Origin of the sequence: Pedobacter africanus, assembly GCF_040548825.1 — a bacterium.
Lineage (GTDB): Bacteria > Bacteroidota > Bacteroidia > Sphingobacteriales > Sphingobacteriaceae > Pedobacter > Pedobacter africanus_A.
Window position 1 is genome coordinate 376795 of sequence record NZ_JBEPSL010000001.1, and the last position, 23769, is coordinate 400563.

23 protein-coding genes are annotated in these 23769 nt (G+C 41.9%); 11 read left to right on the forward strand and 12 right to left on the reverse strand.

The window, feature by feature from the left end:
* The first annotated feature begins 474 nt into the window (after positions 1-474).
* Positions 475-1194, forward strand: a complete 720-nt coding sequence (gene mtgA / locus ABIE26_RS01440; RefSeq protein ID WP_310140894.1) for a monofunctional biosynthetic peptidoglycan transglycosylase — start codon at positions 475-477, stop codon at positions 1192-1194.
* Positions 1195-1237: 43 nt separating this feature from the next.
* Here mtgA and ABIE26_RS01445 read toward each other — a convergent pair whose 3' ends face one another.
* From ABIE26_RS01445 to ABIE26_RS01465, 5 genes are all read right to left on the reverse strand, one after another.
* On the reverse strand, positions 1238-3151 hold the full coding sequence (locus tag ABIE26_RS01445) for an O-antigen ligase family protein (RefSeq protein ID WP_310140891.1): 1914 nt from the start codon (positions 3149-3151) through the stop codon (positions 1238-1240).
* Between the two features lie 11 nt (positions 3152-3162).
* The gene (locus ABIE26_RS01450; RefSeq protein ID WP_310140890.1) at positions 3163-3615 is read right to left on the reverse strand and encodes a hypothetical protein; all 453 of its coding nucleotides are present in this window, start codon (positions 3613-3615) and stop codon (positions 3163-3165) included.
* Positions 3616-3636: 21 nt separating this feature from the next.
* Positions 3637-4077: a hypothetical protein gene (locus ABIE26_RS01455; protein ID WP_310140888.1), complete on the reverse strand. Its 441-nt coding sequence runs from the start codon at positions 4075-4077 to the stop codon at positions 3637-3639.
* 113 nt (positions 4078-4190) lie between these two features.
* Positions 4191-4700, reverse strand: coding sequence for a hypothetical protein (locus ABIE26_RS01460; RefSeq protein WP_310140885.1), 510 nt, complete (start codon positions 4698-4700; stop codon positions 4191-4193).
* 16 nt (positions 4701-4716) lie between these two features.
* Positions 4717-5151: a hypothetical protein gene (locus ABIE26_RS01465; RefSeq protein WP_310140882.1), complete on the reverse strand. Its 435-nt coding sequence runs from the start codon at positions 5149-5151 to the stop codon at positions 4717-4719.
* Between the two features lie 473 nt (positions 5152-5624).
* On the opposite strand from ABIE26_RS01465, the gene ABIE26_RS01470 reads away from it, so the two are divergent.
* The 7 genes from ABIE26_RS01470 to ABIE26_RS01500 all read left to right on the forward strand — a co-directional run bounded on the left by ABIE26_RS01470 (position 5625) and on the right by ABIE26_RS01500 (position 14910).
* Complete coding sequence (locus ABIE26_RS01470) at positions 5625-5801, forward strand: hypothetical protein (RefSeq protein ID WP_310140879.1); 177 nt, start codon at positions 5625-5627, stop codon at positions 5799-5801.
* Between the two features lie 83 nt (positions 5802-5884).
* Positions 5885-7219 carry a S8 family peptidase gene (locus tag ABIE26_RS01475; protein ID WP_310140876.1) on the forward strand — a complete coding sequence of 445 codons (1335 nt, stop codon included), beginning with the start codon at positions 5885-5887 and terminating at the stop codon, positions 7217-7219.
* Between the two features lie 9 nt (positions 7220-7228).
* Positions 7229-7804 carry an RNA polymerase sigma factor gene (locus tag ABIE26_RS01480; RefSeq protein WP_310140873.1) on the forward strand — a complete coding sequence of 192 codons (576 nt, stop codon included), beginning with the start codon at positions 7229-7231 and terminating at the stop codon, positions 7802-7804.
* 76 nt (positions 7805-7880) lie between these two features.
* A complete protein-coding gene (locus tag ABIE26_RS01485) occupies positions 7881-9020 on the forward strand; it encodes a FecR family protein (RefSeq protein WP_310140870.1) in 1140 nt (379 codons plus the stop codon).
* A 156-nt stretch (positions 9021-9176) separates the two neighbouring features.
* On the forward strand, positions 9177-12746 hold the full coding sequence (locus tag ABIE26_RS01490) for a TonB-dependent receptor (protein WP_310140868.1): 3570 nt from the start codon (positions 9177-9179) through the stop codon (positions 12744-12746).
* A 24-nt stretch (positions 12747-12770) separates the two neighbouring features.
* A complete protein-coding gene (locus ABIE26_RS01495; protein WP_310140866.1) occupies positions 12771-14213 on the forward strand; it encodes a RagB/SusD family nutrient uptake outer membrane protein in 1443 nt (480 codons plus the stop codon).
* Between the two features lie 85 nt (positions 14214-14298).
* Positions 14299-14910, forward strand: coding sequence for a hypothetical protein (locus tag ABIE26_RS01500; protein WP_310140864.1), 612 nt, complete (start codon positions 14299-14301; stop codon positions 14908-14910).
* 42 nt (positions 14911-14952) lie between these two features.
* Here ABIE26_RS01500 and ychF read toward each other — a convergent pair whose 3' ends face one another.
* Entirely contained in the window at positions 14953-16047 is a 1095-nt protein-coding gene (gene ychF, locus ABIE26_RS01505; protein ID WP_310140862.1) for a redox-regulated ATPase YchF, read from the reverse strand.
* 99 nt (positions 16048-16146) lie between these two features.
* Here ychF and ABIE26_RS01510 point away from each other — a divergent pair, with 99 nt between their 5' ends.
* Positions 16147-16632: a DUF5362 family protein gene (locus tag ABIE26_RS01510; RefSeq protein WP_310140860.1), complete on the forward strand. Its 486-nt coding sequence runs from the start codon at positions 16147-16149 to the stop codon at positions 16630-16632.
* Here ABIE26_RS01510 and ABIE26_RS01515 read toward each other — a convergent pair.
* Together ABIE26_RS01515 and ABIE26_RS01520 are read right to left on the reverse strand one after the other, a co-directional pair.
* The gene (locus ABIE26_RS01515) at positions 16629-17345 is read right to left on the reverse strand and encodes an SRPBCC family protein (protein ID WP_310140857.1); all 717 of its coding nucleotides are present in this window, start codon (positions 17343-17345) and stop codon (positions 16629-16631) included. The two genes, ABIE26_RS01510 and ABIE26_RS01515, sit on opposite strands and share 4 nt — an antisense overlap.
* 2 nt (positions 17346-17347) lie before the next feature.
* Positions 17348-17611 (reverse strand): hypothetical protein, encoded by a 264-nt coding sequence (locus ABIE26_RS01520; protein ID WP_310140855.1) that lies wholly within the window; start codon positions 17609-17611, stop codon positions 17348-17350.
* Between the two features lie 128 nt (positions 17612-17739).
* On the opposite strand from ABIE26_RS01520, the gene ABIE26_RS01525 reads away from it, so the two are divergent.
* The gene (locus ABIE26_RS01525; RefSeq protein ID WP_310140854.1) at positions 17740-18195 is read left to right on the forward strand and encodes a hypothetical protein; all 456 of its coding nucleotides are present in this window, start codon (positions 17740-17742) and stop codon (positions 18193-18195) included.
* On the opposite strand, the gene ABIE26_RS01530 is transcribed toward ABIE26_RS01525, so the two are convergent.
* From ABIE26_RS01530 to ABIE26_RS01545, 4 genes are read right to left on the reverse strand one after another with little or no spacing between them, the layout of a single operon-like run.
* The gene (locus ABIE26_RS01530) at positions 18192-19550 is read right to left on the reverse strand and encodes an MFS transporter (protein WP_310140850.1); all 1359 of its coding nucleotides are present in this window, start codon (positions 19548-19550) and stop codon (positions 18192-18194) included. The genes ABIE26_RS01525 and ABIE26_RS01530 overlap by 4 nt on opposite strands.
* Positions 19551-19607: 57 nt before the next feature.
* Complete coding sequence (locus tag ABIE26_RS01535; RefSeq protein ID WP_310140849.1) at positions 19608-20408, reverse strand: alpha/beta hydrolase; 801 nt, start codon at positions 20406-20408, stop codon at positions 19608-19610.
* Positions 20409-20421: 13 nt separating this feature from the next.
* Complete coding sequence (locus ABIE26_RS01540) at positions 20422-21540, reverse strand: alcohol dehydrogenase catalytic domain-containing protein (RefSeq protein ID WP_310140847.1); 1119 nt, start codon at positions 21538-21540, stop codon at positions 20422-20424.
* A 7-nt stretch (positions 21541-21547) separates the two neighbouring features.
* Positions 21548-22696 carry an alpha/beta hydrolase-fold protein gene (locus tag ABIE26_RS01545; protein ID WP_310140844.1) on the reverse strand — a complete coding sequence of 383 codons (1149 nt, stop codon included), beginning with the start codon at positions 22694-22696 and terminating at the stop codon, positions 21548-21550.
* A gap of 129 nt (positions 22697-22825) precedes the next feature.
* Here ABIE26_RS01545 and ABIE26_RS01550 point away from each other — a divergent pair, with 129 nt between their 5' ends.
* Positions 22826-23686 (forward strand): AraC family transcriptional regulator, encoded by an 861-nt coding sequence (locus tag ABIE26_RS01550; protein WP_310140839.1) that lies wholly within the window; start codon positions 22826-22828, stop codon positions 23684-23686.
* Positions 23687-23769: the final 83 nt, after the last annotated feature.

Genomic DNA, 23769 nt, shown 5'->3' on the forward strand with positions numbered 1-23769 from the left:
ATTAAAAGCTTCGCTTTAACGTTGCTACGTTGCAAGGCAATGGAATCTGTATTGCATGCAATTAGTTGGGCTGAAGTTCCTCGGTCGTTGATTTACTGTAACGCATTACATCCCCCTCCGCCGACGCCTATTATCTTGTACTTCTGACTAGAGTCAGCAGCTGTTGTGGACTCAAATTTCATATAATAAGATGCTTTAATTTAGACTACCAGGTTATTATTTTTGGTTTAATATCCTAATATAAGCCTGTTTCCCTTTAACAATCGAATTTTTGAATGAAAATATTTTTACTCTAAGTAGAAAACCTTAGGAGTGTAACAATTATAAACTTTGTTTTGGAATCTGTGGTTAGAAGGTTTTGCATCAAAAAAGGCTCCTTCTATAATCATATTTTGCTATATTTTTCTATTTTCAATATCCATAATTATAAAAATAAATTTTTGTATTTAAATAATTCTATCTTTAATTGAAAACATGGCGTCATTTAAAATACCTAATAAACCTAATACTATAATTTTATTGACCTTTAAGGTGCTCCTTGCTTTATTTTTGGTTTTTATAGTCACCAGTTTTATCCTAGTTTTTTATTATCGCTTTTTTAATCCTTCATCTACCCCTTTTATGAGATTTAGAATGGAGCAGCTAGGAAATAAGCATATAAAAATTAAGTGGATACCTTACGAAAAAATAGGTAAAAATATAAAGCTAGCTGTTGTTACTTCCGAAGATTCTTCTTTTTTAAATCATAAGGGATTTAATTTTAAAGCGATTGAAAATGCATACTATTTAAATAAAAAACTAGGATTTAATAAATATGGTGCCAGTACAATTTCGCAACAGGTAGCTAAAAATCTGTTCTTATGGAATGGAAAATCTTGGACGAGAAAAGTTTTAGAGGCATATTTTACATCATTAATAGAATTAAATTGGAGTAAAAAACGTATACTTGAAGTTTATCTCAATATAATAGAATATGGTAAGGGGGTGTTTGGGATTTATAACGCAACAAATTGTTATTTTGAAAAAAATCCCTCAAACGTCACTCCATTTGAGGCTTCTTTAATCACGGCTGCTCTTCCCTCCCCACTTCATTACTCACTATTAAAACCATCAAATGAGCTTCTTCAAAGAAGTGCCAGAGTCAGATATTTAATTCGCCGTTATAAAGGCAAATATAATTTGGACAGCTTATAAATATTTACAATTAGAAAGGTGGGATTGGAATGTTCTTTACTGGCTATGGAGTATGAAATTTTTCTGGGGAATTTATTAATATTTCCATGACGTGTCTTACTGAATCAGTTATTTTTGACTTTATCTTTACAGGCTGATCTAAGATTACTTTGGCAATCTTTTGGGCCTTAACATACTGTCTGGTACGAACGTAGATTGTTGCTAGGCGGTACTTAGGAAGAACCCGATTAGGAAGCATATTTGAAGCGTTAGCAAACGCCAATTCAGCAGTTTTAAACTGTTTTAAATAATAGTTTGCTAAACCTATATTCATTTGTAAATTGACATCATTACAATATGGCAATGCTTCTTCCAGAATTTTCAATGCTTTTTTGTAGTCACCAGATAATACAAGTGCAGTTCCATAATCCAATAAAAAATTACCATTCTCATAAAATATATCATATTGTAAATCGTATTCTTCCACTGCCATAGGGTAGTCATTAGATCTGCTATATAAATAGGCTTTATTCCAACCTTTAAGGCCATCATAAAGTTTATTAATGTTATTAAACGATATTATTGCCAAAAGGCAAACACAGATTAAAATTAATAATCTTTTATAACCTGGAAATGCAGGCAATCCATTGATCTGAAATTTATATACACTCTTTTTTTCCAAGTTTACTATCGTTGCAACAATTGCTACGAAAATTATTTTTATAGGAAGAATCTGACTAGGATAAGAAAAGAACGCACCAATCAAGCCTGAAATGACAATAATCTTTAAAATCTGTAAGTTCTTCTCTTGGATTGTTTCACTTTTGGTCTTTAGAATTGATAAGACTAACACTAGTGCCAGGACTGCACCAATAAATCCATTCTCAACTATTATCTGAATAAAATCATTAAAAGAGTAAGATATTTGATCAGCGAGCATGAGTTCTTTCGCAGACCTAACAGTACTGAAATACTTAGCCTGTTCAGTCATATATGCAGATTGTAAATTATCAAATCCCACACCCATCAATGGTTTGCGTAAAATCATATTACCACACACTTTCCATATGAGCAGTCGGCCATCTGCTGAATCTTTTTTAAAACGATAAAGCGCGAATACCGTAGACATTATTACCGCGAAAAATAACACTGCTATCAACATTCTACGGAATATTCGTTTATTGTCCCAGAGAACTTGTTTAATTTCCCTATAGAAGAAAATCAATACTGACAATGCAAGTGAAACAAGGGCCGCTCTGGCTCTTGTAAGAACCAAAACTATTATCAGTAGCACAACAATTGCCATTAATATATATTTGGTTGGGCGTTTCGCTCTCTCTTGCAGAGACTCATAAAAAGCGATATTATGAATATTACTTTTATTTATATAGTGTAGGAGAGGTATAAGTATAATTATTGAGGATACCAAATACTGGCCTAAAATGCTGGGATTTCCAAAAGAGCCGGTAGTCCTATACAATTCATGGTGGCTGGGTAAAATCTGATATTGCTGAAGAATCGCGTATAGAGCCTGAAGAATCCCTGAGATTACTATGGACTTTAATACGATAGACGGTGAAATTGTGAGGCGACAAATTACATACAGAACCGTTAGATATGCAATTTGTAAAAGATTAAAAGACGAAAACATTGTTAACGCTATCAGTGACCTGCTGGCAACAATGAAAATGACCGTAGCTAAAACTATAAGATCAACGGCTTTAATATTAACCTTGGTAGCTGTTTTGCGAAATATTAATTGAGTTGTACACAAAACAGCTAAAATGGTTACTAGGTAAAGGAAAACTACTAGTCCAAGATTATTATTTATGTTTCTGGGGCGTACATCTGGACTTATTAAATCCTCAACAAGAGGTACCAGAACGACGATTGTTGTAAAAATAAATTTATTGCATATATCTGTAAGCTTTTCTATCATACCAGCATCGAACCTTAGCTTGAAGAGCTTAAGTAACATAAGCAATACTGTTATTTAAGCGCGTGAATAATTATAGGCAGTACCGCAATAATTAATATTGCAATAAGTATTATTATTATTCTTATTTTGTTTTGTCTTATTATTTCCTGATTATTATACCGACCCGGGTTCAACCCCCTTCCTCCTGGAAATATGGTAGAAACAATTTCTTTAAATTCAAAATTCTGAGATTCATTATTTAATTCAGTAGAATTTAGTTTTTGGAACTCCCAAAATCCGTCTTCAGTTACTCTGATAAAATCTCCTGATACACTTTCTTTATCTTCTATTATCATTACATATTTTAAATCAAGCAAGGTGCCAATTGCCTTAGGACCATCCTCATTATTGAGACCCTCCTCTAAAAATAGCTCATTAATTTTTTTTGTTTTATTTCGGTCTCTGCAAAGATTTGAAAGTATTTGGTAGGTAGCGCTATCTTGAGGAAATAAAGACTTCTTCATATTTATATATTAGTTAGTCCCCTATTTAATTAATTTTTTAGCTTTTCGAAGGAGCACACGCATAGACTCTCGGTCCAATTTTCCATAAGTGGGGTATGTAGAAACTAATTTGCTGGTATAAAAAATCATCATTTTCCTTGATTTGATAAAATTATCGGGATCACTTACCCCCTTATCCTTATAATAGTTCAGGTCATTTCCCCTATTAATACCTTTAACCGTCGTGTCAACTTTGCCTTTACGCATTTGTAACATATATCCCTGCACTTTGAGGGAAGTATGCTGCATATTGACAAAGTTTGTGTCGACACTCAGTGCCTTTGCAAATCCATCAAGATACCTTACCCGGCTGATACTGTCCAGTTTTTCAAATTCTGAAATTGTCATTTTTTTTGGATCTTGTGCCTGTGCAACGCTGATGAAGAAAAATGAAAAAATCATCAAAAGAATTTTGTTTTTCATAGTTGACTGATTTGGGTTAAATACACTTAAAATAGGAAGATGCCCCTGTGGGGGAGGCGTATAAAAATAAAAAAAAGAGGCCGATCATGAATTACAATACGGCCTCTTTTAAATCAATTTTTAGTTGCTGGCTGTTCAGCGCGTTTTTTCTTTAGTATGCTTATAACTCTAAATGGACGAGCCGCTCGTGAAAAGATAAATTTCTTGGTGGCCCTGTCTAAATGGAATAATTCCGGATACTTTTTTCTCAATAGAACAAGGTGGTGTATTAATAAAACCTTATTTTTCACATATTCTTCTGGATTCGCAATATTTTTTTCCTTGTAAAAAGCTATAAGATCAGTTTTGAAAGCTGGGTTGGGCCCTATCCCTTTTTTGTGTTTATGAGCTTGAATCTGGGCAACAGCGTTCTTTCTGACTGCTTTGTCAAATTCTATAAAATTTGAATCAGCAGTAAGCATCTTTATAAGTTCCGTCTTAAATGTGTTTTTTTCAGAAGCCATCATAGTTGCATACGGCTTTACTTTCAATGCTTCGTACTCTTCTGATGAGACACTTTTTTTACATGCGATACATGAGATCAAAAGAAATAATGCAATTGTTATTTTAATTACGTTTTTCATCTTTCCTATATTAAGATTATAAATTAGCACAGTCATGTGCGCAGTCTTCCCATTCATCTGCTGAATTATCCATCGATTCATTGTAGGTTGTTTCCGCTTGCGAAAGACAATTCATAGCAGTGGGATAGGAGCTAGTCAATAGGTCATAAACGGTAGGAAAGTTTGTCCAGTCTGGGATACCCGGCAGAAGAGCACCCGCCCATGCAGTGATGACATCATCCGAAACTTCATCTAAACATCCAGCTAAAGTAATTTCATAGTCCATCATATTGTCCGCGAAGGCACTCTGGGCGAAGTATGAACAATCATCGTCGCAAGATTCAGCTTCAGTATAAGTAAAATTTGCAAATGCCAGTTCATCCTTTTTACCAAAGCTATTAGCGGTATTTGCACTGAATACTAATAGAGTTATGAGAAAAATTAAAAAAGGGGGGTTAAATTTAGATTTCATAGTTTAGGTTTTAAAATTTTTTAATGTTTACTTTTTATCTTATTAATTGTTCTAAGCTTTTTATCCATAGGCCTCAGGTTTATATATGACTAAAGAAAAAATTAAGATTAAGGAGGGGACAAGAAACTGAAGGGTGCATATTCAGTTGTGATGTCTTTGGAGCGCAAATAGTCATCATGTAAAGTACATTAGAGTGATTTGTTATTAAATATAGAGTATTTAGTTTAAAAACAAAATATAATTTTATTTTTTGTGTGTTACAATCTATAATTGTTTGTAAAGATATTTGAGAAGGAGAAAAAAGTACTTTTTGATTTAAACAGATCCCGACAAATGGTTCCATCTTTTAAAGAACCTGAGCCATTTGCATTAAGATTCCTTACTTTCTAGACAAAAGAGTATTTTCGAAGGTATTCAAAATTGCGGAAATGAGTAAAATGACTAAAGAAGAGTGAGAATTGTACCACTCAGATGTGAAAGCAAAATCTGACTGGAATGCGGGTATTTGTTACGCAGAAAAGAAGGCCGCTGAGCAGGCAGAGCAAAACAAAGCCATTGAAATTGCCCTTAAGATGAAACAGAAAGGTACCTCTAATGAAGACCTTGCCGAACTAACAGGCCTTACTATCAAAGAAATAGAAAAGCTATAATTTTTTTACATCTGATTAGCCCTTGCCCATTCCACAATTCGCAGAAATATATGTAAGTTGCAGGCAACTAACAAAAAAATAAGATGAAGAAAACGATAGGAATAATGGCTTGTGCGCTTATGCCATTTTTAGGCTTCGCACAAAACCCACAGCAAGACTGGCATTTGAAATCTAAAGACACCGATAAGATCTATGGTACAGGTGTGATCAAAGCTTATGCTGAACTGCTAAAGGGTAAGACACCTAAAACGGTAGTGGTAGCCGTATTGGATGGTGGCATAGATACTTTGCATGAAGATCTGAAAGCAAATTTATGGCGCAATGTAAACGAAAGACCGGGTGATGTAGATGTAGATGGAAACGGCTATAAAGGCGATGTGCTGGGCTGGAACTTTCTGGGCGGAGCTACCGGTCAGGTTACAGTTGAAGCTACAGAGGTACAGCGTATTTATTTTAAATATAAATCGCAGTTCGAAAATGTAAAGAACGAACAGGACTTAAAAAAGAATGACCGGAAATTGTACCAGCAATGGTTGTTTGCAAAAAAGAACCTGACAAAAAAAGATTCTGTACCTCCGGTTGACTACCGCGGCCAGCAGGTGAAAGATGATTATTCCAATATCAAAGATCGTTTTTACGGAAATTCAAACCTGATGGGCGATCCTTATTTTCATGGTACGCACGTAGCCGGCATTATTGGTGCCGAGCGTAGCAATGGTAAAGGAATGGACGGCATAGCCGATGCAGTGAAACTGATGGGGATCCGTGTGGTGCCTAACGGTGATGAATACGATAAGGATGTAGCATTGGGCATCAGGTATGCAGTAGACAACGGCGCTCAGATCGTGAATATGAGTTTCGGTAAAAAGATTTCTCCAGACCGTAAAATGGTTGAAGATGCGATTAAATATGCAGAGAAAAAAGGTGTGTTGCTGATCAATGCCGCAGGTAACGATGGTGTTAATGTAGATAGCCTGCCGCATTATCCAACGCCGTTCTACATGAAAGGCGATAAAAAATTCCCGAATATGATCACTGTAGGCGCAAGCGGACAAACAGAAGCAAGTCTTATAGCCCCGTTCAGCAACTACGGCGATAAAACTGTTGATGTATTTGCGCCTGGCGTAGCCATTTATGCTACCTTGCCAAAGAACAAGTACCAGCCCTTATCGGGTACCAGTATGGCAACTCCTGTGGTTGCAGGTATAGCTGCCCTGATTAAAAGCTATTACCCGGACCTTACCGCGAAACAGCTTAAGCAGATCATAGAGGAAACGGTTACCAAAATTGATTTCCCGGTTACCAAACCAAAGTCAAAAGGCCAGAAAGTAGCCATGACTGAGCTTTGCAAAACCGGTGGGATTGTAAATGCTTATGCTGCATTACAAATGGCAGAGCAGATGAGTAAAGCCAACTGATCGTAATAAATGACAGGCTACAGTGAAATTCCTGATGCTGACCTAACTGCTTTATTGAGAAAAAGTGACAAGGGGGCATTTACCGAGATCTATAACCGGTATAAAGGCGCACTGTATGTATATGCCTGCAAAATTGTTAAAGAAGAGGACCTGGCGGAAGACCTTGTTCAGGAAATCTTCATCTCTTTATGGGACAAACGGGAAACGGTGGTTTTTAAAACCGCCGTTTCTGCTTATTTATTCACTGCCTTGCGCTACAAATTCTTTGATTGGGTGGATAAGCAAAAGGTAAGGGCCGATTATGCCGCCTCACTGCAGGTTTTTATAGACCAGGGCGAATGGGTAACCGATAACCATATCGCTGAAAAAGAGCTGCTGAATTTTGTAGACCGGCAGATTGAAATGCTGCCCGAAAAAATGCGCAATGTTTTTCTACTCAGTTATAAGGAGAACCTCAGTTTTAAAGAAATTGGTGAACGTTTAAATATTTCTGATAAAACCGCCCAGAACCAGGCAAATACTGCCTTAAAAATACTAAGGACCAAACTGGGTACTTTTGCCGTCCTGTTTTTTATTTTTCATTAATTTTTTTATATATCTGGGATTTTTGTGCCGGTTAACCTACTTATGGTAAAGGGGGATGTTTTAACCCTTAGCTATTATGGATAAATACCAGGCCAAAGAACTGATTTCAAAATACAAACAGGGGACAACCACTGAAAAAGAACGGCTGCTGATAGAACAATGGTTCTTAGCAGATCTTGAAGAAAGTGCCTGTGTGCCAGACAGGAAAAGGATTGACGCTGCCGATCGCCGCATCAGTGCGCATCTGCAGCAGCATATTGGGGCTGCAAAACCTGCAGGCCAGCCACTGTGGTTACGTGTTGCCGGAGTGGCCGCAGTAGTGGCGATTGCCTTTGGTATATGGTTTTACGCCATCAGGCCTTCTGCCGGGGAAAGCGCAACTCCCCGGAACTATGCAAACGACATTCAGCCCGGAAAGCATACTGCAACGCTGACACTGGCCAACGGCAGGACTCTTGCGCTGAGCGATGCAAAAAGCGGGGTTGTTATTGATGTTTCGAACCTGAAGTATAACGATGGAACCGATGTGGAGGCCGTTGTTAAGGAGGCTCCATTGTTCGGTAAAGAGATTATGACCATTAGTACCCCGCTTGGCGGGACTTACCAGGTTGCGTTGCCCGACGGCACTAAGATCTGGCTAAATGCAGGTTCTTCCCTTAAATTCTCTGCCGCATGGAAAGGGCAGCCAGAGCGTAAGGTCTGGCTAAGTGGTGAGGGCTATTTTGAAGTAGCCAAAACAGCCCGCCACAGCCCTTTTATTGTGGTAACAGCAAAACAACAGGTAGAGGTGCTGGGTACCCATTTTAACATCAGTAGCTACACTGATGAAAGTGATACGGAAACCACCTTACTTGAGGGTTTGGTGCGTGTTTCGTCATCCCGAACCGCAAGGAGGGATGAGGTGGTACTCAAACCCAATCAGCAATCGATTTTAACAAATAACAACCGGATCACTGTAAAAACTGTAGATACCGAGCGTGCAGTTGCCTGGAAAAATGGCCTCTTTATTTTTGATGATGAGCCTCTCCATCAGATCATGAAACAAATTGCAAGGTGGTATAACGTTGAAGTCGTTTATGAGGGGGTAGATGAAAATAAAAAATTTGGAGGGAGTATTTCCAGGGCAGGGCAGTTGTCAAAAGTACTCCGGCAGTTGGAAAAAACCGGTGGCGTGCAATTTGAGATCCAGGAAAGGAGGGTCATTGTAATGAAATAACCGCTACAAAAAATAACCGGAAGTATTTTACCACTCCCGGCTTTTCGTTTTGATGTTCACCTATGAAAATGAATTAACCTTATCAGTTAACCGTTACGGCTGTCTATAAATTTCGACGTTTCCAGGCAACCGCAACAAACCAAAACAATCAAATTTATGAATTTTAACCAACTATGCAGGCATGTTGTGCCAATAGTTAAACCTAGGCAATTGCCGGTCATTGCCCATGCCCTTTTAGGCGCAGGCAGAACCAGCAACAGAGAATGGATTATGCGGATTAACTTAATCATTACAATAATGACCCTATGCCTGGTGCAGGTTTACGCAGGAACATATGCGCAAAACATCACACTGCAAAAGGACAAGATAGGCTTAAAAGAGATTTTTCTGGAGATCAGGAAACAGACCGGCTATACGGTAGTTTACGAAACTGAACTCATCAGTAATGCTGCGGCAGTAAAAGCAGATTTTGTAAACGTGCCGCTAAGAAAAGTACTGACACAGGTTCTGCAACCACAAGGGCTTACTTTTTTTATTGAAGACAAGGCCATTTCTGTGCAGAAAAAGGAAAAGAATGTGGTAGATAAGCTCTATGATTTTCTTGCGGTGGCAGAAATTAAAGGTACTGTACTTGACGAACAGAACGAGCCGCTCCCCAATGTAACTGTACAGTTAAAGGGCACAAACATAAAAACCCATTCCGGCAAGAATGGTACTTTTACCATACAGGCACTCGCGGAAGGAACGCTTGTATTTTCTTATGTGGGATATGTAAGTCGTGAACTGCCTGCCAGACCGGGCATGACCATTACCATGACCCCGGAACTCAATAAGCTGAACGACCTGGTGGTGGTAGGTTACGGTAGCACCCGTAGGAAGGACCTGACAGGTGCTGTGGCTTCGGTTGACATGAAGGAGGTAAGCAATGTACCTTTTGTAAGTCTGGATAATGCCCTTACCGGTAAAGCCGCAGGTGTACAGGTAGTACAGGGCGATGGATCACCGGGTGGGGTGGCTAAGATCCGTATCCGCGGTGGCGCATCCTTGTTAGGTGGAAATGACCCGCTTTATATTATCGATGGTGTGCCCGTTACAGTGCAGAACAGTTACCTGAAGACCTCGGCCGAAATCATTAACCCGGTAGAGGCTACCCTTCGTAACGAAGCAGGGCTCCTGAATGGGACCAGTGTTTCAGGCTCTTTTGCAAGGGGGATCAATAGCCTGGGCGGTATCAATATCAACGATATCGAAAGTATCGATATCCTTAAAGATGCTTCCGCAACAGCGATTTATGGCTCTAAAGCAGCAAATGGTGTGGTTATCATTACCACAAAAAAAGGAAAGCTGAACCAGAAACCTATACTCGAAGCCAATTACTACACAGGTATTACCAGTCCGGTTAAAGAAAAACTGCTGAATAAGGACGAGTACATTATGGTCATGAAAGAAGCTGCCAAAAATTTCAATGACATCAGGGCCGAAATTGGCAGGCAGCCTAATGCAATTGCCACCAGCATTTTAACAGACCCGAATTTCTTTGGGAGCAACAATACCGACTGGCTTGATCTGACCTTAAGAAATGCCGTAAGCCAGAACGCCGATATATCTGTCCGGGGTGGCGGCGCAGGTTCTACCTATTATACTTCCCTGGCGTACATGAAGCAAAATGGTGCAGTTTTGGGTTCTGATTTCAGTAGGATTGCCGGAAAAATTAACCTCGACAATACCATCACCAAAAAACTGCGGCTCATCACCAATCTGGATTATGGGTTTTCCAAAAACAACATCAGCAACGGGGTGTACTCACATGCTTTATTGGCCCCGCCAACAATCGCTCCCTATAATGCCGATGGCAGTATCCGAGTATTTACAAATAAAGACCTGGGAACAGGTGCTTCCGAGGCTTTCCTGTCCAGGCACCAGAATCCGCTGGCACTGCTAAGCGCTACCAACGAAGGTAAAACGACTTCATTGATTGGCTCTTTATCGTTAGAATACGAAATACTGCAGGACCTGAAATTTAAAAGTACAGTATCAGTAAACCACAGCAATTATCATCAGCTCAATTACGCCCCGGGCATTGTAAATGTGGGCAGTAAAAACGGACAAACCAGTTCTCAGGGCGGGATTGCCACACAAGGGCAGACCGAAACCAATACCGTATTCATAGAAAATACTTTTACCTGGAACAAGCAGTTCGATGAGGAGAACCGCCTGAATTTACTGGTAGGTACTTCATTTGAAAAGAACCGCTTCAATTCCTTTTCTGCAAGCGGACAGGGCTTTCCTGATGACGACTTTTTAAATGGCCTGTCATCTGCGGCCATACCATTGGCCCCCTTTAATGCCTCCGGACAAAATGCATTGCTCAGTTTTTATGTAAGGGGCAATTATGCCTGGAAAGAAAAATACCTGCTTACTTTCACCGCAAGGTCTGATGCCTCCTCTAAATTTCCTGCTGAAAACCGGGTAGGTTATTTTCCTTCGGGAGGACTGGCCTGGAGGCTTTCGCAGGAAAATTTTTTGAAGAAGGCCAGCTGGATAGATGACCTGAAACTGAGGGCCAGTATAGGTTATACCGGTACACAAAATATTGGTAACAATCTTTTTTATACCTTATATACACCTGCGTCATTTGGAGGCGAAAATGCATTGATCCCTACACAACTGGGCAACAATACCATCAAATGGGAGTCAACCCTGCAGAAAGACCTTGGGCTCGACTTCTCTCTGTTTAAATCCAAGCTATCCGGAAGTTTTGGTTATTACCAGAAAATCGCAAGCGGCGTATTGTTCAATACACCGGTGGGTACCAGCTCGGGTTTTAAAAATGTGATTGCCAATGTGGCGAACATTCAAAATAATGGACTGGAACTGGACCTCCGGGCGGAATTTATTGCTAAAAAAGACTTCCAATGGTCGGGTGGGCTTAACATTTCCCGAAACAGGTCTAAAGTGCTCAAACTTTCCAATGTATCGCCCGATCCGGCAAACCCGGGCGTTTATATTTTCGGAAATGCTGTGCTGAAAATCGGAGAACCTTTAGGCCTTTTATATGGCGTGCCGCAACAGGGAACATTAAAAACCCAGGCAGAGCTGGATGCTTATAAGGAAGTGAACATGTTATACCAGTATGGCATCAATCCTTATCTGGGTATTGGTTACAGCAAATTTGAACTGGATAAGGATGGTTACTATAAAAGGGATATCATAGGGCGTGCGGAACCCGATTTTTATGGGGGCTATACCAATACCTTTACCTACAAGAATTTCAGCCTTATTTCCTTGTTTACATTTTCTTACGGAGGCGACATCCTGTACCTGCGCGATGCGCTCAACAAGCAGGCAAATAACCTGACCAACAGGGGGAAAAGCATCCTTAACCGCTGGACACCGGAAAACCCAACATCCGATCGTCCGCGCCTGGTTTACCTGGTTTCAGCCGAAAACATGACCCCGGCAAGTAATGATGTGTATGATGCTTCTTACATCAAGCTCAAGTCCGTTACCTTAAATTATCAATTGCCTAAATCACTGCTAAATAAACTGAAGATCAGCCAGTGCTCGGTGTACCTCTCGGGCATCAACCTGTTTGCCATTACCAAGTATCCCGGCGCCGATCCTGAGGTGGGCGATGATCCTTACAGCATTATTGGAGGATATTCAGATGTAGCAGCCTATCCTGCGGTACGTCAGTACAGCGCGGGTATACGTTTAGGGTTTTAAGTTAAATTATTGAAAGATATGATCATGAAAAAGAACATTATATTCATCCTTTGCTGCAGCTTATTGATGCTGCAGTACGGCTGCAAAAAAACATTAAGTGCTTTGCCCGAAAATGCCAAAGTAGATGCCAATACCATACTGGATCAAAAAACTGCTGAAGTAGCCTTAAAAGGTGCATATTATCTGCTTTACAATATTCCATTTCGTGGCACCAATACCACCTGCTGGGACACCCACCAATGGCAGCCGGCCTACTACGCAGGTTACCTTACCGGTGCATCAGAAAATCCTGAAGAAGAAAACCGGTATACGGAAGCCTATACCACAAATGCGATCTGGGAAGAGTCTTATCTGACCATAAATGCTGCAAACGGCATCATCAACAGGGTCGAGATGCTGCCCGATAACAAATTTACAGGTAACCGTAAAAACGGGATCCTGGGCGAGGCCCGTTTTTTAAGGGCATATTCCCATTTTAAATTGCTGAGCTATTATGCAGAATGGTTTAAGCCTGACAGCCCGCATGGTATTTTAATCCGCGACGTGCTTTCTAACCTCAGTAACATCTCCAAGGCAAAGAGTAGTGTAAAAGACAGCTATGATTTTATCCTGGCCGACCTGGATTTTGCAATTGCCAATGCACCTGCAGATAATCCAAATTATTATGCAGGCAAATGGGCTGCCATGGCCCTGAAAATGAGGGTGCTGATGAGCAGGGGGCAGCAGGCCGATTATACTGGTGTTATTGGTATTGCCAATGAACTGATCCAGAATGGTCCTTATCAGCTGGAAGCCAATCCAAGGGATATTTTCCGAAGCAAAGGCCTGAGCAGTAAAGAAGTTATAATGGGGATAAAACCCCAGCCAAATCAGGAGAACGATCCTTATAACCTGAGCATCTATTATTCTTATTATACCGCGCAGATTACCGTAGGACATGCGGCTACGAAGGAACTAAGGGCACTATTTACCGCCAATGATCCCCGTGGTAGCTGGGTTACCGGCGCAGAGGTGCCAAACAACGATAAACCGGGATCCTGTTTTTTCAGCAAGTACATTGCGGTAAATGCAAAACCTACCATTGTTTCCGAGACCGCTTATGCATTCCGTTTATCTGAAGTTTACCTGCTTAAAGCCGAAGCCATATCACGCTCAAACGGCAGCATTACAGAAGCTAAAGATATACTTAAAAAGATCATGGGGCAGGCCGGGGTTACTGATTTTACAACCATCAGTAACATCAGTACACATGAAGCCCTGCAGCTGGAACTGTTTTACGAAATTACGAGAAGTTTGGTAGGAGAGGACGGGCAGGAGTGGATGGCATTGCTGCGCCTGCCTTTTTCAACAGTGAAGACATTGAAGCCAAGCATTACCAACCAGGCCCAGTATATTTTACCTATCCCTACCAATGAGTTCCTGACCAATCCGGCAATAGGGCCTCAAAATCCGGGATACAATAAATAAGGCGATAACATCTTGAAAAATAGTAAACTTAATGCATAATTATTCTGGAATTTATTACTTTCGGTAACAATTTAAATATAAACTCATGCTTAGAAAAACACTGGTAGCAGGGATGGCATTATTTATGGTTTCCTGCGGTAATTCAAACAAAGAAGAAAAAAGTACAGGTGTTGGCAGTGTGGTAGAAGGTGTTAGTAATCTGAACAAGATGTCTAATGCTGCAGAAAAGATGGAAGAACAAACCAATGCTTTAAAGAAAATGACCCCTTTAACCAATGATGAGCTAAAAGCGGTTGTTCCTGAAACCCTGGGCGGCTTAACCAGAAAAAGCTTTAGTGCAGGAGCATTGGGTACCACCGGGTTGAGTTCTATTGACGCAACTTATGGCGACGATACCAAATTCGTGAAAGTTGGTGTCATGGATGGAGCAGGTGAAACCGGAAGTGCGTTGGTTTCTTTAATGGCCATGACGCTGAGTATGGATAGCGAGTCGGAGTCAAATGGTACCAAAACTAAGACTACCGAGGTAAACGGAATCCGTTCTGTAACTGAAGAAACAAAAACAGATCAATCCGTTCGTTCATCAATTAAATATCTCTACAAAGACCGGTATTCGATCAGCCTGGAAGGCGAAGGCTATAGCCTGTCGGAACTGGAAGGTTTTATGAAATCTTTAAACACCGGCGCTTTAAAATAAGCGCAAACAAAAAAGGCCCCGAATTATCGGGGCCTTTTTTGTTTATACGTTAAACCTGAAGTGCATGATGTCCCCATCTTCCACTACATAGGTTTTTCCTTCTACACCCAGCTTACCTGCATCTTTACAGGCATTCTCTGATCCAAGGCTGATATAGTCGTTATATTTAATCACCTCTGCGCGGATAAAGCCTTTTTCAAAATCGGTGTGGATTACACCGGCAGCCTGTGGGGCGGTAAAACCTTTGGTGATGGTCCAGGCCCTTACCTCCTGTACACCTGCAGTAAAGTAAGTGTAAAGGTCAAGCAGACGGTATGCCGCAACAATCAGTTTGTTTACGCCAGACTCCGTCAAGCCCAGGTCGGCCAGGAATTCCTGACGCTCCTCGTAGCTCTCAAGTTCAGCAATTTCAGATTCTATTTTAGCAGAGATCACCAGTACTTCGGCATTGTCGTCTTTTACTGCTTCCTTAACGCGGTCTACATAAGCATTTCCATTGATCACTGAGCCTTCGTCTACGTTGCATACATACATTACAGGCTTTTGTGTCAACAGGCCAAGTTCCTGTATGTATTCGAAATCTTCGGCAGTTACTGCTGCTGAACGCGCAGATTTTCCACTTTCCAGATGTGTTTTGATTACACTTAATATATCGAAAGTTCTTTTGGCATCCTTATCGGTTTTGGCCATTTTTTCTACTTTCTGAATGCGTTTGGTAACGGTGTCCAGATCTTTAAGCTGTAATTCAGTATCAATGATCTCTTTATCGCGGATCGGATCAACAGAGCCGTCTACGTGGATCACATTTCCATCATCAAAACAACGCAAAACGTGGATAATGGCATTGGTAGCCCTGATGTTCCCTAAAAACTGGTTGCCCAACCCTTCACCTTTTGAAGCACCTTTTACCAGACCTGCGATGTCAACAATTTCTATGGTGTTAGGCACAATACGGTTTGGTTTCACCAGTTCGGCCAGTTTGGTCAGCCTTTCGTCCGGTACGGTAATTACACCTATATTGGGTTCAATAGTGCAGAAAGGGAAATTAGCAGCCTGAGCTTTTGCGTTAGATAAACAGTTAAATAATGTAGATTTTCCAACATTTGGTAAACCAACTATACCACATTGTAATGCCATGAATGATTTTTTTCTTGATTTGGCGCAAAGGTATCAATTTTTTAAAAATATTTTTTATGTTTAGGGTACTTAAACCCTATTGGGTAATTATTAACGACTATGGAGAATTTTGAAGAGCGAGAGCGACAGCCCGAGGAAGAAGCAGTACAGGAAGAGGAACAACTGGTAGTAACAGAAGAAATCAGGAGCTATATCTATGAAACCGCAAAATGGACCAGGTTTTTGTCTATCGTGGGCCTGGTTTTTTCAGCATTCCTGGCCTTGATGGCTTTCAGTGCAAATGGATTAATTGAAGGGCTCGCTACGGCAGCACCCAGCAGCCCGCTGGTACAGCTGGGCACTACTTTTTTAACGGTGTATTTCTTGTGCATCTCGCTGATGCTGTTTTACCCGAGCTTTTTATTGTTTAAATATTCCAATGCAGCAAATACAGCGGTGTTGTATGCTGATCAGGAAAATTTTACGGTGGCCATGAAGAAGATGAAATCCGTATTCAAATTCTGGGGTATTGTAACCATAGTTATCCTTGCTTTAAATGTGATCAGCGTATTGCTGGCCATTCTCGCAAAGGTGGGTACAGCTTAGTAATTTGCTGCTGTACCATTGATGGCCGGGCTTCGTCTTTCTATGACATGCTTAAAGCTTTTGATCTCTTTTTTCAGCAAGGTTTCAAAATAAGGGTTCAGCAGTCTGGCCAGCCCGAGGCCCAGGCCGCCTGCAGGTGGGTGATAAGAAAGCACGATCTTTAACAGGGTACTTTGCCCCTCGGCCGAGGCTGCAAATTCTACCCGGCCAACATGGTGTATGAGTGTGCCCGGGGCAGATCTCCAGCCAATCAGGCGTCCGGGTTCATCTTTAACGATCTCTGCTTCCCAATCGATGGCAAACAAGCTGCCCATTACATTTGATTTCCAGCGGGACAGGCTTTCATCTACCATCTCCACATTCAACAGGTGTTTAATGCTGCCGGGTAAATTGTTCAGGTTTCGCCAGTAAGCATAAACCTGGTTTGCAGGTCTTTCGATCACAAACTCGCCCCTGATGTTGATGGCGTGAGGTTTGCTGGCGTCGATTCCAAGTTGCTCATAAATGAAGCATCTGCCAGTGAAAGCACGATAGGCGAGGTATGCACCATAAAGGAAAGTTCCCCTCAAAGGTTTTGTTATTCCACGGCTCATCAATACACCGCCTAAAAGCATCGATACCATACGTTCATTTAAACCTATATTTTCATAATGCTGTTTTTCGATAGAGAATTTTCCGGAATGCAGTTTGAGGTTAGTTTGTTGAGTCTCCATGGTTATTTCTTTTGCTGTTTTTCAATTTTTGCACTTATTGCGGCCCCAATGGTATTGATAGTTGTTGGGTCAAGTTTTCCCCATATTTGTTCCCAGTTGCCATCTTTTTCCCTTCTTACCTGGGTAATCTGCTCATCGTTTAGCGCGCATATGAAGTATTCATCACCATCGGTAGTCTCTTGAGAATGAATTTTAATGCCTTGTAATGAGTTGTTTAGCTGAATTTTTATTTCGAAATGTGGATTGTTTAAATCTATTTTTGTCATTGTGGTATATTTTCTACAAATTGCGTTTAAATATTTCAGCCTGTGCTTGTCAGAAGGCTTTGATATTAACAGATTGCAGTAATTAATGTTTTAATTTTTAAGGCTTAACAAAAAAATCTATCCGCTTTATGACGTATGATAAAAACTATCCGGAAGTGTACATGGGTTATTTCAATTACCGGGACCCATTTACTGATAACCTGGAAAACATTTACCAAAATCCTGTCGTAATTCCTATTTACCATATTGATCAGTTATTTAATGATCAGGCAATTGCAGCTACAAAAAGAATGGCTGAGATAGAAGGAAATCCCGATTTTAAAGAAGAGTTTGAAAGTTTAAATGCCCAGCTGACAGAGCGCGATCAGCATATTTTTAAATACTTTCATTTTATTGCTGCCCAGCGGCATGTTTTGGATGAGTTAAAGATGAAATACCGTGATTTTTACGAACTGGAGCATACCCTAAAGCAATTTGAAGCCATAGGCTATGATGTCAGCAAAGCACGGGAAACCGATCTGGTAAAGAGAAAAAAACAGTTACTCGACTTCCAGGCGCATTTGTGCTGCCGCCAGTTCGCTTAAACGGTTTTTTGCCTGTTATGACCTTTCACCAGGAAGGTAGACATGGCTGCAAGCAACATAAAGCCTCCTGCTGTAATTAAAGCGTAAACGGCCTGCCCGTTAAACAGGTGTTTTACCATGTACCCGCCGATAAAACCATTAACCAGCTGTGGCAGGGTAATGAAGAAATTGAATAAGCCCATATAAATCCCCATTTTGTGGGCCGGAATGGCATTGGACAAAATGGCATAGGGGGTAGTCAGTATGCTTCCCCAGGCTAATCCTACTGCTATCATCGGATAGATCAGCAATTGTACATCCTGAATGTAATAAACAGAAAGTAATCCTATCCCGGCAACGGACAAGGAAAACACGTGTGCATTCTTTTTGCCTATAAGTTTGAACAAAGTAGGCAGCAAGATGGCATATAATGCAGAAACTACGTTGTAAATGCCAAAAAGGATACCCGTCCAGTTGCCTGCATCTGCATAGGCAGCAGAAGAGGTATCAGCAGGGGAAAGCTTATAGATGTGCTGTGCGATGGCCGGAGTGGTAAATACCCACATCGAAAACAAGGCAAACCAGGAAAAAAACTGGACCACACCCAGCCTGAGCATTACTTTGGGCATGCCTACAAAATCTTTCAGGATATGGACCAGACCCCTGTGCTTTTCCAGCTGCTGCTCATGGGGGTTAAATTCCCGGTGTTCCTCGGGTGAATATTCTTTGGTGGTACAAACCGTCCACAACAAAGTACTTATCAGTACCAGCGCGCCCGCATAGAAGGAATAGATGACATTGTCTGGCACTTTTCCAGGCGCTGCGATTTTTGATACGCCAAAATATTCGGCCAGTACATAAGGTAAAAACGAGCCCAGGATAGCACCGGCGCCAATCAGGAAAGTCTGGACAGAAAATCCGGTGCTACGTTGCTGCTCCGGCAGGTTGTCGGCCACCAATGCCCTGAAAGGTTCCATCGCCACGTTGAATGAAGCATCCATGAGCATCAGCATTCCGGCACCAATCAATAACGGCGGGAAAAAGAGGGTGAACAAAGCTGCATTGGGCATTAATGCCAGCGAAATTGCTGCGATAATGGCCCCGCCCAGGAAATAGGGCCGTCTCCGGCCCAGCCTTGTCCAGGTATGGTCACTGTAATGCCCGATAATGGGCTGGATCAGCATGCCACTAATAGGGGCAGCCAGCCAGAACAGGGATAGATGCTCTACATCGGCACCAAAAGTCTGCAAGATGCGCGAGGCATTACCTGTTTGCAAGGCAAAACCAAATTGTATACCCAAAAAGCCAAAGCTCATGTTGAAGATCTGTGAAAGGGAAAGCTGTGGTTTTACCCGGATTTGTGGTGCTGTGTTCATACGATTTGGTTAGGATACTATCTGGTCAGGTTAAATGAAGTACGGCGTGTTTCAGTGTTATAAATGACTGGCAAAAAAAAGTAAAGAGCGGCTGATGTGCTTTTCCCAATAGGGCCATTCGTGCCCGCCTTCAAATTCTTCATATTGGTGCGCAATGCTCTGGCTTTTCAGCTGTTCATGCAGTGTACGGTTATATCGGACCAGCAGGTCATTATTCCCGCAGTCGAAACGCAAAGGCGGTACATTTGTTTTGTTTTTAAGCAGGGTTGCCAGCACACTTTCATCCACAGGGTTTGCCTGTTTGTAGGCAGACTGTGGTCTTGTGGTAAAGAAAGGCATTTGCTCCAGGTCTGTAATGGCCGAGTGCGCCGAAACTGCTTTAAAAAGGGAATGGTGTTTAACACCGATCCTTAAGGCACCAAAGCCGCCCATGGACAAGCCGGAAATAAAAAAAACAGATTGCGGGGAAACCTGTGGAAGTACTTCCTGCAGGGCCTGCGGCACATCTGTAACAATCCAGTTTTCAAAATCATGACCATGATGTGGCAGGTAGGCAGAGCCATCTCCCCATAAACCATCCGAGGGCATAGCAATGATCATATTTGGGAGCATTCCTTTACGGATCATTTCCATGGCCTGCAAGTGAACCCCGGAGCGATAAGCCCAGCTCCAGGCACTTCCATATACGCCATGTAGTAAAATTACTACTGGCAGGTTGCGCAGGTCTGCGCTGCCCGGAGGGACAAACACGCAGATGTCCCCGCGTCCGGCTAAGTTTTCTGTACCCACTGTAATGAAGCGAAGGTTGTCCTTTTCATATTTTGGGTTTGATATTTCTATGGTTCTGAATGCTGACATGTAATTGTTCAAATTAATCAAATAAAATAACCCCTTTGGCATTTTTTCCGGCAAGCATATCTTCAAAAGCCTGTTTTAGCTCATGAATGCTATAGGTCCGGGTAATCATTTCTTCCAGCCGGAGCAATCCCCTGTCGTACAACGAAACTATGGCCGGCAGATCAATTTGCGGTCTGCATTTACCGTACAAAGGATTGATGTAAACCTTATCCCATTCAAACAGGTTCATGTCGAACGCAATTTCCTGCTCAATGCCACTTACCTGTATGGCGGTACCGGCATTTCTGACCATGGCGAGCGGGGCTGCACCAAGTTCCGGAATGGCCGTGCATTCGAAGGCATAGTCTGCGCCTCTTCCCTGGCACATTGTTTTTACTTTTTGTGCCGCGAGCAATAAGCCCTTGTCTGTTTTATCGGCCAGGATGCTGTCGGTAGCCCCAAAAGAAAGTGCCATTTTCAAGCGGTCCGGGTTAATGTCTACCGCAATGATCTTTGCGGCGCCCGAGAGCCTGGCTGCCTGAATTACGCTTAGTCCTACACCACCGGTGCCCAGCACCACTACGCTGCTGCCAGGTTTTATCTTGGCGGCATTTACCACGGAGCCATAGCCGGTCATGATGCCACAACTGATGATACTTGCTGCAGGAAATGACATGCTTTCCGAACTGTTCAAAACAGCAGCTTCTGCTTTAATAATTGTATATTCTGCAATAGTGCCCAGGTTAAATGACCGTTCTACGGGTTTTCCGTTCAGCCTGCTCCCGTCGGGATGGGCATGACCGCCATTGCTGTCCCAGGCCTTGCCGGTTACCGGCGAATTGTTTTCGCAGATGTGCTGGTTACCTTCATTGCATTGAAAACAATGCCCACAGGGCATAGCCCAGTTCAATATCACTTTATCGCCCGGTTTAAGGCCTGTTACGCCGGCACCTGTTTTATCTATTATACCGGCACCTTCATGACCGATGATCATCTGTTTTCCCCAGTTCAGGGAATCGTAATCGGTGTGGCATAAACCTGCTGCCACTATTTTCACCCTGATTTCACCGGGTGCAGGATCGCTCACCTGTATTTCAGAAATTTCAAATTCACCTTTTCCGTTGGTGATGGCTGCTTTACATTTGATGGACATTTGATGTTTAATTTAAGGGGGCTTTGCCAAATAAAAAGATTAAAGGAATGGAAAGCCTTTCAGACCAGGCCTGTTCATTGTGTTTATCATTAGGGAAATACTGGTATTTTAGCCGGATGGCGCTGTTCTTTGAGAGTATGCGGTTCATCCGTTCGTTTGCAGGTAAAAAGTCTTTGTCCAGGTCCAGACCGCCGCAATCCAGGTAAATCCTGCTTCCGTTTAACCGGGCAGTCCCTTTTTCAGCTTTCTCGGGCATATGGCCATCGTCAAAATAGAAGCCACTGGACAGGCAGGCCGCTTTAGAGAATACTTCCGGGTACTGCCATACCATATAAAAAGAGATCAGCCCGCCCATAGAGGAACCTATGGCAGCGGTATTGGCCTTGTCTTTCAATGTCCTGAACTGCTTATCGATAAAAGGTTTAAGTTCTGTAGCGATGAATCTGATGTAATTCATGCCCTCAGGTGTTCCGGAATATTCTACCCATCTGTCTTTGGTATTGGCAATGCCAACGATAATAAACTCTTCGATTTTACCTTTTCTCATCAGGCTATCGGCCGTTTCGTCCATGCGCCATTCCCCGCCGGCGCCATTGGTATGGTCAAAAATATTTTGACCGTCGTGTGCATACAGCACAGGGTACTTTTTGTTCGGCTGTTTAAAATAGGATGGGGGCAGCCATACCACTACATTACGCGTGTACTTTAAAAGTGGAGTGCTGAAATTATGGTAATACCTTACTGTTCCGGTAATGCTGCGCTGGTAAATGTCGTTCCAGCTGCTCGGTCGTAAGGTAACCAGGGTATCATTGGATACCGTAAGGGAGGTTGCAGCCGGAATTTGTCCGTTGTTGTTGTATAAGGCCTCACGGTAATAGGAACCCCGGGTTACTTTAAAATTTACTTTGGTGTTTTTGGGAAGGCTAAGCTCCTGTACCCAGGTGCTGTCGTTCAATCTGTCCATCTTTTTACTCCGCGGGTACATCCAGTTGCCCCATATGGACTGGTCGCCAATGATGACGAGGCTATCGCCAGCTGCTGTTTTAAAGGGGGTAATTACCTTTATGCTCAATTTAACCTGCTGGGCTACAGATGGCTTGTCAAATAAAAACAGGCCCAGCAACAAATGCATGGTAAAGACTATAGGTTTGCTCATTGATCAGGTATTCTGGTTATTTCAAAATACGGGTTAATAAGTTGTACCTACAATGCAGAAGTTGTCACAAAAGTGGGATATATTGTCTCTTTGTGAATCAAAATAGTACCTTGGTGTTAAAAAAAGACAATGATAAGAGCTACGCCAGAAATTGTACAGCCAGCCAGCGAGCAGTCCTTCCTGCTCAGGGCATTTGGAGATGAGGCTTTTAAGGCCCCTTATCACTTTCATGTAGAATACGAACTGACATTAATTCTAAACGGCAAAGGGAAGAGGTACATTGGAAACCATATGGCCGATTTTAAAGCTGGGGATATGGTGTTGGTAGGTGCCAACCTGCCCCATTGCTGGAAACTGGTGCCGGAAAAGCAAAGTGATGCCAGGGCCATTGTGATACAGTTTACGGCTGATTTTTTAGGTGAACATTTTTTTGACAAGCCCGAAAACGCAGCGATCAGATCGATGTTCCAGAAGGCTGTCAACGGGATCTGGTTTGATACCGAAAGCTTTACGAAAGTATATGCCGCCATTCTGGAGATGCAGCAGCAAGACAGTTTTAATGCTTTGATCAGTTTTTTAAAGATACTGTACCAGCTTAGCCAGTCGCAAAAAGTGGTGTTGCTCGATAAAGAGCCGGAGGTGGTACGGCTCAGTCTGGTAGAGCAGAAGCGGATCAACCCGGTATTGGCTTACCTGGTAGAAAATTTCAGGAAACAGGTTTCATTAAACGAGGCGGCGGCGCTAACGAATATGACAACCAATGCTTTTTGCAAGTATTTCAAAAAGATGACCCGAAAGACCTTTATGGAGATGGTGATCCAATACCGGCTTAATTATGCTACCCAGCAGCTGATCGAGACAGATAAGCCCGTGTCGGATATTGCATTCAGCAGCGGCTTTACCGATGTATCGCACTTTTATAAGGTATTTAAGTCGAAAATGGGGATCAGTCCGCTGGGTTACAGAAAGAAATTTATGGTGGCGTATTGATATATTTATCTGTCTTTTTTTGATTTTTAACACATTTGGATAAAATACACCACTTTATAAGTAATTTCCTCATTTTTTTACGT

Bases quoted from the DNA above. Each gene is read 5' to 3' on its own strand.
- ABIE26_RS01540 (WP_310140847.1), bottom strand. From the start codon at position 21,540: ATGTCCATCAAATGTAAAGCAGCCATCACCAACGGAAAAGGTGAATTT.
- ABIE26_RS01485 (WP_310140870.1), top strand. From the start codon at position 7,881: ATGGATAAATACCAGGCCAAAGAACTGATTTCAAAATACAAACAGGGG.
- mtgA (WP_310140894.1), top strand. From the start codon at position 475: ATGGCGTCATTTAAAATACCTAATAAACCTAATACTATAATTTTATTG.
- ABIE26_RS01525 (WP_310140854.1), top strand. From the start codon at position 17,740: ATGACGTATGATAAAAACTATCCGGAAGTGTACATGGGTTATTTCAAT.
- ABIE26_RS01510 (WP_310140860.1), top strand. From the start codon at position 16,147: ATGGAGAATTTTGAAGAGCGAGAGCGACAGCCCGAGGAAGAAGCAGTA.
- ABIE26_RS01460 (WP_310140885.1), bottom strand. From the start codon at position 4,700: ATGAAAAACGTAATTAAAATAACAATTGCATTATTTCTTTTGATCTCA.
- ABIE26_RS01545 (WP_310140844.1), bottom strand. From the start codon at position 22,696: ATGAGCAAACCTATAGTCTTTACCATGCATTTGTTGCTGGGCCTGTTT.
- ABIE26_RS01475 (WP_310140876.1), top strand. From the start codon at position 5,885: ATGAAGAAAACGATAGGAATAATGGCTTGTGCGCTTATGCCATTTTTA.
- ABIE26_RS01515 (WP_310140857.1), bottom strand. From the start codon at position 17,345: ATGGAGACTCAACAAACTAACCTCAAACTGCATTCCGGAAAATTCTCT.
- ABIE26_RS01500 (WP_310140864.1), top strand. From the start codon at position 14,299: ATGCTTAGAAAAACACTGGTAGCAGGGATGGCATTATTTATGGTTTCC.
- ABIE26_RS01530 (WP_310140850.1), bottom strand. From the start codon at position 19,550: ATGAACACAGCACCACAAATCCGGGTAAAACCACAGCTTTCCCTTTCA.
- ABIE26_RS01450 (WP_310140890.1), bottom strand. From the start codon at position 3,615: ATGAAGAAGTCTTTATTTCCTCAAGATAGCGCTACCTACCAAATACTT.
- ABIE26_RS01490 (WP_310140868.1), top strand. From the start codon at position 9,177: ATGAATTTTAACCAACTATGCAGGCATGTTGTGCCAATAGTTAAACCT.
- ABIE26_RS01495 (WP_310140866.1), top strand. From the start codon at position 12,771: ATGAAAAAGAACATTATATTCATCCTTTGCTGCAGCTTATTGATGCTG.
- ABIE26_RS01465 (WP_310140882.1), bottom strand. From the start codon at position 5,151: ATGAAATCTAAATTTAACCCCCCTTTTTTAATTTTTCTCATAACTCTA.
- ABIE26_RS01455 (WP_310140888.1), bottom strand. From the start codon at position 4,077: ATGAAAAACAAAATTCTTTTGATGATTTTTTCATTTTTCTTCATCAGC.
- ABIE26_RS01445 (WP_310140891.1), bottom strand. From the start codon at position 3,151: ATGTTACTTAAGCTCTTCAAGCTAAGGTTCGATGCTGGTATGATAGAA.
- ABIE26_RS01535 (WP_310140849.1), bottom strand. From the start codon at position 20,408: ATGTCAGCATTCAGAACCATAGAAATATCAAACCCAAAATATGAAAAG.
- ABIE26_RS01550 (WP_310140839.1), top strand. From the start codon at position 22,826: ATGATAAGAGCTACGCCAGAAATTGTACAGCCAGCCAGCGAGCAGTCC.
- ABIE26_RS01480 (WP_310140873.1), top strand. From the start codon at position 7,229: ATGACAGGCTACAGTGAAATTCCTGATGCTGACCTAACTGCTTTATTG.
- ychF (WP_310140862.1), bottom strand. From the start codon at position 16,047: ATGGCATTACAATGTGGTATAGTTGGTTTACCAAATGTTGGAAAATCT.
- ABIE26_RS01520 (WP_310140855.1), bottom strand. From the start codon at position 17,611: ATGACAAAAATAGATTTAAACAATCCACATTTCGAAATAAAAATTCAG.